Source organism: Terrabacter sp. NPDC000476, assembly GCF_040300125.1.
Taxonomy (GTDB): Bacteria; Actinomycetota; Actinomycetes; order Actinomycetales; family Dermatophilaceae; genus Terrabacter.
The window spans coordinates 765,037-772,955 of record NZ_JBEPDF010000002.1 but is presented as its reverse complement, the minus strand read 5'-3'; the positions used below and the strand labels follow the sequence as shown (position 1 = coordinate 772,955).

General features: G+C 68.7%; 6 protein-coding genes and 1 rRNA gene. 2 read left to right on the top strand and 5 right to left on the bottom strand.

Features of this window, described 5'->3' with window-relative positions; all coding sequences use genetic code 11:
* From ABT295_RS16030 to ABT295_RS16010, 5 genes are all read right to left on the bottom strand, one after another.
* Positions 1 to 79 (bottom strand): 16S ribosomal RNA (locus tag ABT295_RS16030); the annotation flags it as partial.
* Positions 80 to 537: 458 nt separating this feature from the next.
* The gene (locus tag ABT295_RS16025; protein WP_352395394.1) at positions 538 to 1,482 is read right to left on the bottom strand and encodes a glycoside hydrolase family protein; all 945 of its coding nucleotides are present in this window, start codon (positions 1,480 to 1,482) and stop codon (positions 538 to 540) included.
* A 3-nt stretch (positions 1,483 to 1,485) separates the two neighbouring features.
* Positions 1,486 to 2,448 (bottom strand): carbohydrate ABC transporter permease, encoded by a 963-nt coding sequence (locus ABT295_RS16020; protein ID WP_502991175.1) that lies wholly within the window; start codon positions 2,446 to 2,448, stop codon positions 1,486 to 1,488.
* Positions 2,445 to 3,380, bottom strand: coding sequence for a carbohydrate ABC transporter permease (locus tag ABT295_RS16015; RefSeq protein WP_502991174.1), 936 nt, complete (start codon positions 3,378 to 3,380; stop codon positions 2,445 to 2,447). Before ABT295_RS16015 ends, ABT295_RS16020 begins: the two co-directional genes overlap by 4 nt.
* A gap of 9 nt (positions 3,381 to 3,389) precedes the next feature.
* Complete coding sequence (locus ABT295_RS16010) at positions 3,390 to 4,685, bottom strand: ABC transporter substrate-binding protein (RefSeq protein WP_352395393.1); 1,296 nt, start codon at positions 4,683 to 4,685, stop codon at positions 3,390 to 3,392.
* A 225-nt stretch (positions 4,686 to 4,910) separates the two neighbouring features.
* Here ABT295_RS16010 and ABT295_RS16005 point away from each other — a divergent pair, with 225 nt between their 5' ends.
* Both ABT295_RS16005 and ABT295_RS16000 read left to right on the top strand, forming a co-directional pair.
* Positions 4,911 to 5,939, top strand: coding sequence for a LacI family DNA-binding transcriptional regulator (locus tag ABT295_RS16005; protein ID WP_352395392.1), 1,029 nt, complete (start codon positions 4,911 to 4,913; stop codon positions 5,937 to 5,939).
* A 67-nt stretch (positions 5,940 to 6,006) separates the two neighbouring features.
* Positions 6,007 to 7,812: an HNH endonuclease signature motif containing protein gene (locus ABT295_RS16000; RefSeq protein ID WP_352395391.1), complete on the top strand. Its 1,806-nt coding sequence runs from the start codon at positions 6,007 to 6,009 to the stop codon at positions 7,810 to 7,812.
* Positions 7,813 to 7,919: the final 107 nt, after the last annotated feature.

Below are 7,919 nucleotides of genomic sequence, written 5' to 3'. Positions count from 1 at the left end.
CCTGTCGTCACCGTTCGACTTGCATGTGTTAAGCACGCCGCCAGCGTTCGTCCTGAGCCAGGATCAAACTCTCCGTTGATGTTCAAACACCCACCAGACCACTCAAGGCCCAGTGAGCAAACTTTGAACCCGTGAAGGGCTCGAAAACCTGACTGAAGTCGAACAACCAGCTCAAAAAGAGTTGATCATTCAGTTTCAACCAAAGGATATTCGTACCGAGGCGCCACAGTCCCCACCCGAACGGATAGAACAATGCGACACTCTCGGGACGAGGTAATTGGCATCGATTTTTGACACGCTGTTGAGTTCTCAAGAATCGGACACACACCATCAACCGTCTCAGCGTGCCGGCCTCCGGGGCAACCCTTCAAACTTACCCGCTAGTAGCTATCAGGACCAAATCCGGCGATCCGGCCTTCAGGCCGTCCCAGAAAGTCCTGCGCAGTCCCAGCGGTTTCTGCTCGAGCAACTCTACACGAGCTTTGGGGGTGCTCTGACCACTCCACGGAGACCCCACGCGGACCCCCACGACGCCCCTCACGACAGGCGCAGGCGGTCGCCCTCCCAGGACACGGCATACGGGTCGGTGATCTCCCCGACGAAGGCCCCGTCGCGGTCGTGCACGAACGCGAGGAACCGCGTCTCGCCCGTCACCCGGTCGGCAACGAACTTGCCGACGTAGAGCGTCGGGTCGTCGACCACCTGAGCGCCGGCGATGTCGTAGGGCCCGAGCGGTGACTTCGCGTCGGCGATCCACACCCCGCCGGCCACGCCCTCGGCGCGAGCGGCCTCCGGCATGTCACCCACCATGCAGTTGAAGAGCAGCACCTGCCGCCCGTCGACGATGAACGGCTGCAGCACCTCGAGCTGGCCGAAGCCGGCGCCCGGCTGCGACAGCGGCTCGCGCAGCTCCCACGTCTCGAGGTCCGCGGACCACGCGTGCCCCACCACACCCCGGTCGACCACGTCACCGTGGTTGGCCCGAGCGGTGATGAGCATGTGCCAGCCCTCGCCGTCCGGGTCCTCGAAGACCCACGGGTCGCGGAACGCCTCGTCGTGCCAGTTGCCGTCCGCGAACTTCTCGTACCAGCGCGCATCGGCCTCGAGCACCGGGCCCGGCGCCTTGTCCCACACGTAGAGGTCGGTCGACACGGCATACCCGATCGACTGCACGTTGGCGCCCGCCTCGTTGAGGCGCGCCCCCGTGTAGAACATGAACCAGCGACCGTCCGGGTGCTGTACGACCGAGCCCGTCCACGTCGCGAGGTCGTCGAACGCCGGGGCGTCCGAGCGCACGAGCGCGTCGGTGACCCGCTCCCACGTGACGAGGTCGGTCGACACCGCGTGGCCCACCGAGGCCCGGTGATGGCGTGCGTGCGGGTCCTTGAGCGCGCGCGACGCGTAGAGGAAGAAGAGGTGGTAGCGCTCCCCGTCGTCGACGGTCCAGAAGTCCCACACCCACGCCTCGGGCAGCTTGAACACGATTCAGCCTTTCACGCCACTGCTGGCGATGGAGTTGATGAACGACCGCTGGAAGGCGATGAACAGGACGAGCACGGGAGCGGTGATCATCGACGCGTACGCCATGATCTGCCCCCACGAGGTGTTGAGCTGCTTGAAGTAGTCGATGCCGACCATGACCGGCCGCAGCTCCTCGCTCTGCACCGACATCAGCGGCCAGAGGTACTGGTTCCACATCGGCAGGAACGTCAGGATCGCGACCGTAGCGACCGCGGGGCCCGACAGCGGCATGACGATGTTGCGGTAGATCCGCCACCACCCCGCGCCGTCGACCTTCGCCGCCTCGTCGAGCTCCTTCGGGATCGAGTCGAAGTACTGGTAGAAGAGGAAGATCGAGAAGGCGTTCGCGATGAACGGCACGATCTGCACCTGGTAGGTGTCGAGCCACCCCTCGCTGAACCCGTCGGGCCCGAGGAACGGCAGCTTGTTCGACCACCACAGCAGCGGCAGCGCCAGCGTCTCGAACGGCACGATGAGCGTCGCGAGGATGATGCCGAGCACCGCCCCCGCGCCGCGGAAGCCGATGCGCGACAAGGCGAACGCCGCCATCGAGTTGACGACGATGCCGAGCACCACCGTGACGACGGTGATGACGACCGAGTTGATCATGAACTGCGCGAACGGAACCCGCCCGAAGACGCCCGAGTAGTTGTCGGTCGACAGGTCGCCCACGGGCAGGAACGCCTTGATGCTGCCGAGGTCGCCGAAGATCTGCAGGTCGGGCTTGAAGCTGCTGACGAACATGAAGAGCAGCGGCAGCCCGAAGACGAGGCAGAGCACGACGCGCAGCAGGATGCCGAGCAGGTGGCGTATGCCGTGTCGTCCCTCCCCGCCCCGGCGCGGCGCCGTCGCGGTGGCCTCGACGACGTGCGCGAGGTGGTCGGAGCCCAGGCCCGGCCCGACGCCGGGGGCGGTCGTGGTGCTCATCGGGCGTCCTTGTCTCGGGTCAGGTAGCGGTTGACGAGGGTGACGGCGAGCACGAGCACGAAGAAGACGAGCGAGATCGCCGAGGCGTAGCCGGTCTGCTGCTGCTGGAAGCCGGTGCGCACCGCCATGAGCACGACCGTCGACGTCGAGTCGAGCGGGCCGCCCTGGGTCATGATGTTGACCTGGGTGAAGAGCGCGAAAGCCGAGATCGTGATGGTGATGAGGATGAAGGTCCGCGTAGCACGCAGCCCGGGCCACGTGACGTAGCGAAACTTCTCCCAGGTGCCGGCGCCGTCGAGCTCGGCCGCCTCGTAGAGCTCTCCCGGGATCGTCTGCAGCCCGGAGAGCCAGATGACCATGTGGAAGCCCATCGCCTGCCACGCCGACATGAGGATGATCGCGAGCAGCGCCGTCTTCGGGTCGCCGAGCCAGTCGGGGCCCTCGATGCCGAAGGTCGTGAGCACCTGGTTGATGAGGCCGTTCTTCTGGTACATGAACAGCCACAGCATCGACACGACGACCATCGAGGTGACGACGGGCAGGAAGTAGACGGTGCGGAAGAAGTTCGTGCCGCGCATCTTGACGTTGACGAGCAGGGCGAGGCCGAGCGCGCACGCCGACTGCACCGGCACGATGACGGCCGCGAAGATGATCGTGTTGCGCAGCGAGGCCCAGAACGTGTCGTCCTCGAAGAGCCGCACGAAGTTGTCGACCCCGATGAACTCCGCCGGCCGCGGCGAGATGAGCCGCGCGTTGGTGAAGGCGAGCCCGAAGGTCAGCCCGATCGGGATGAGCAGGAACGTGATGAGCAGGACCCCGGCCGGCGCCAGCATGAGCAGCGCCGTCGTGGTGGAGGAGCGGGAGCCCTTGACGGGCTCCCGCCTGCGCCCGGTGACGGCCGAGGCGTTCTCGGCCGCGGTGATGGTCGTCATCTCAGTCACTCACTGGAAGTAGCCGTTGGACTTCTGGTTGGCGTCGATGTTCTTGACGGCCTGGTCGAGCGCCGTCTTCGGGTCCGCGCCGTTGAGGATGTCCTGCGCCGTCTTCGTGAACTCCGTGGCGATGAAGGGGTAGCCCGGGGTGACGGGGCGCAGCACCGCGAACTTCTTCGCGTACTCGAGGAAGACCTGGTTCTCGCCGCCCTTCTCGTAGCCCTTGACCTGCGCGGCCGCGGCGTCGGTGGCGGGGATGTTGTTCGTGTCGCGGGCGACGCTCGCGACGTACTTGTCCTGCGCCGCGAACTTCATGTAGTCGAGCGCGCCGGCCGTGTCGGAGCAGTTCTGCGAGATGCCCCACTGCCACGAGCCGCCACCGATCTTCGGGCCGTTGCCGAGGTCCGGCGGCGGGAGGAAGAGGGTGTCCTTGCCGAAGGCCTTGCGGGTGTCGACGGCGGTCCACGTGCCGTTGTAGAGGATCGCGGACTTGCCGTTGATGAAGTCCTTGGCCGGGTCGGCGCCGGACTTGAGCGGTACGAGCCCGTCGGTGACGAGGCTGCGGAACCACGTCGCCCACTCGACGGCCTTGGGACCGTTGAGCACGCCCTCGGCGCTCTTGTAGCCGTCGCGGTTGATGAGGTCGCCGCCGAAGCTCTGCAGCATGGGGCTGTAGGCGTACGGCCACCACTCGCCGGTGAAGCTCGTCGCGATGTCGAGCGGGTTCTGGAAGTCGCCCGAGGCCTTGATCTTCTTGAGGGCCGCGGTGAACTCGTCCTTGGTCCACGGCTTGTCGACCGACGGCACGCGGATGCCGTACTTGTCGAGGATCGTCTTGCGCGTGACCATGACGAGCGCGACGTCGTAGTAGCCGTAGGAGTACGTCTTGCCGTCGACCTTGCCGAGCACGGTCGGCAGGTACTTCGAGAGCGTGTCGTCCATGCCCTCGAGCGGGGCGAGGTAGCCGGCCCACGCCCAGTTCGGCACGTTGGGGCCGTCGATGTCGAGGATGCAGGGCAGCTTCTTGCTGGCCGCGGCCGCGACGACCGACTGGTTGTACGAGTCCTGCGGGAAGGCCTGGATCTTGACCTTGTACTTGCTCTGGCTCGCGTTGTAGTCGTTGACGATCTGGGTGATGGCCCCGAGCTCGCCCTTGTTCCCGGCGTTGTGGGTCCACATGGTCAGCTCACCTCCGGCCGAGTCGGACGAGCTGCTGCCCCCCTTGGCGCACGCTGCCATGGAGAGCGGGAGCGCAGCCGCGAGCAGGCCGACGGCGACGCGCTTGGGGGTGGGGACGAGCTTCATGGGTTCCTCCGTGGGAGTCAGGTCAGCTACGGTGCTAAAACCTTTCAGCACGAGAAGGTAGCGCGTCCCCGGACGGCGCACAAGGGTTTGCTAAAACCATTTCACCTGCGGTGATGCGGCGGAGCGCCGTTACCGGTGGGTTAGGCTGACCGCGGGTGCGTTCCGAACGGGACGCACCCGGCACACGGCCTCGGTGACCGACCGCGGCGACACGAGAGGGACTACGTGAACAAGCGACCGACGCTCGCCGACGTGGCCGAGCGCGCGGGCCTGTCGAAGACGGCCGTGAGCCTCGTGCTCAACGACCGCCCGGGCTCGCGGCTGTCGGCCGACGCCGTCGCGCGCATCCACGAGGCCGCGCGCGAGCTCGACTACCGCCCCAACGCCCAGGCGCGCTCGCTGCGGCTCGGCACCACGGGCACCGTCGGCTTCATCTCCGACGACGTCACCGTCACCCGCTTCGCGTCCGCGATGATCCGCGGGCTGCTCGACGCCGCCGACGACAGCGACCGCGGCGTGCTCATCGCCGAGACCTTCAAGCACCCCAAGCAGCTGCGCAAGGCGATGGAGGCGATGGTCGACCGCCAGGTCGACGGGCTCATCTTCGGCGCCCTCTCCGCGCGACGGATCGACCTGCCCCCGTTGCCTGCCGGCGTGCGCGCGGTCACCGTCAACTGCGTCAACCCCGACGTCCCCATCGCCGTCCTTCCCGACGAGGAGCAGGCTGGGTATGCCGTCACCCGCCGCCTGCTCGACGCCGGCCACCGCGAGGGCATCGCCATCATCGGCAACGCCCCTCTGGCGCGGGCGGATCCGCGCATCTCGGTGACGATCGGCCGTCGTTTCAACGGGATCCACCGGGCGCTCGACGAAGCTGGTGTGACTCCAGTCGCCGTCGCCGACATCGAGTTCTGGGAACCGTGGAACGGCTACGACGCGGTCAAGGGTGTGCTCGCGTCGGGTGCGCCGGTCACCGCCCTGCTCTGCCTGAACGACCGCGTGGCCTTGGGAGCGCAGCAGGCCATGCACGAGAGGGGGATTCGCATCCCCGACGACCTGTCCGTGGCCTCGTTCGACGACGACGAGATCGCCACCTACATGCGTCCTGGCATCACGACGGCACGGCTGCCCTACCTCGAGATGGGCCGCCGCGCGATGGAGCTGCTGCTCGACCCCGCGGCCGAGGAGCGCGAGCACCTGCTCGAGATGCCGGTGCAGGTGCGCGGCTCGATCTGTCCTGTTTCGGGTGGCTGATCCTCGGGTCCGGAGGGCCTGTGGATGAGCGCCGAGGACTGTCGGTGGTCGCCGCTAGCGTGAGGTCATGGCAAGGGAAAGCGAGACGCTCGAGCTCCTGAGGAGCCGGCTGGCCGCCATGGAGGCGGACCAGCACTCCCGGGCCGAGGGCGTCCCGAGCCCCTTCTGGGAGGGCCTCGCCGTCGGTATGCCGGCACCCTCCCGCGCGGCCGATGCCGGCACCGCGCCCGCTTCGGACGGCGACAACGCGACAGCAGCCAGGCAGTCCAAGAAAGAGCCGAAGGCTCGCCAGCGCGCCCGGCAGATCGCCCCTGACACCCGACCGGTGCAGCGCGGGCACGGCCCGTTCTCCGACGTCCCACTCGAGCGGATCCACGGCGCCGAGCAGCTCGGGGACCTCGGCCGAACGCAGCCGTCCGGGCAGACGGCGGAGCAGACGTCCGGACGGGCATCGGAACGGACGGGGTCGGGGCTGGGGCCGGGCGGGTTCGAGGCCATGGTCGACGACCCCGACTGGCTCCGCGCCATGGACGCCTACGCCGACCACCGCGCCGAGCAGATCGCCCGCGGCACCTACACGCCGACCTTCGAACCCGACGTCGGCATCCAGACCGACGCCCTGCTCGGCGCACCCCTGACCCGCCACCACGCACCCGACCTGACCCGGATGGCCGAATGGGTCACCCACCAACGCGCCAGCCACGAGGTCACCCTGCTGGGCATCCTCACCGAGCTCACCGCCCGCGGCGAGGAGCCGCCCGAGGGCCTGTCCCGGGTCGACTGGCTCCGCGCCCACGACGCCACCCTCACCGCCGGCCAGGCCCGCGCCTTCACCACCGTCGCCGCCGCGTTCGCCGACACCTGCACGCGCGCCGACACCAGCCCGACGGACGCCGGCACGCTTGGCATGTCCGACACCGCCGGCAGCCGGTGGGCGCGCCTGCGGCTGCTCGTCACCACCGGACTGGTCACCGTAGCCAAGGCCGCCCAGATCATCGACTTCCACACCCGCACCGCCCCCGTCGCCGACCCCGACGACCTCACCACCGCCCTCGCCGACCTCACCGAGCACGCCACCCGACTCCGCCCCGAAGAGCTCGCCCAGCTCGTGCGCCACCACACCGAGCAGATCCGCCCACCCCGAGACGAGGACGACGGCAGCCGCGACCGGCAGCGTCGTGACGCCCGTGGCCTGTGGTTCACCCAGCCGAACGCCACCGGGATGGTCGGCCTCAAGGGAACGCTCGACCCGGAGGGCGCCGCGATCATCAAGGCCGCCATCGACCCCCTGTCCGCACCCGCGCCCGAGACCGACGAGCAGGGCCGCACGGTCCGCCCCGACGAGCGGCCCGCTGCACGCCGACGCATGGACGCCCTGCTCGGGATCGTCCAGCGCGGCGTCGCTGCCGCCGAGGGGGTGCCCGTCACCGACAAGGCCAAGGTCGTCGTCCTGCTCGACTACGAGACCCTCGCCGGCCAGCTCACCAACGGATCCGGGAACGCGGGTGGCACGGGGACGACCCTCACCGGTGACGTCCTCTCACCGCGGACCGTGCGCCGGATGGCGTGCGACGCCGAGATCCTCCCGATGGTCCTCGGCGGAGACGGCGAGCTGCTCGACCTCGGCCGCAGCCGGCGCCTCTTCACCCGCGGACAGCGCCTCGCGCTCATCGCTCGGGACAGGGGCTGCAGCTTCCCCGGGTGCACCGTGCCCGCGACGTGGTGCGACGCCCACCACGTGCTGCCCTGGCAGCACGGCGGACGGACCTGCGTGTCGAACGGGGCCCTGCTCTGCCCGCGGCACCACACCACGGTGCACGAGCGCGACCTCACCGCGACGGTCACAGCCCGCGGCGTCACCTGGCACACCTGAGGCCCACGCCCCGCACCCCGCCCATCCCGGGCGGGGTCATCGGCACGTCTGGCGCCGGTCGCTCGGCTGGCGCCCGACCCCACAACTGGCGCCGACCCCTCAGCTGG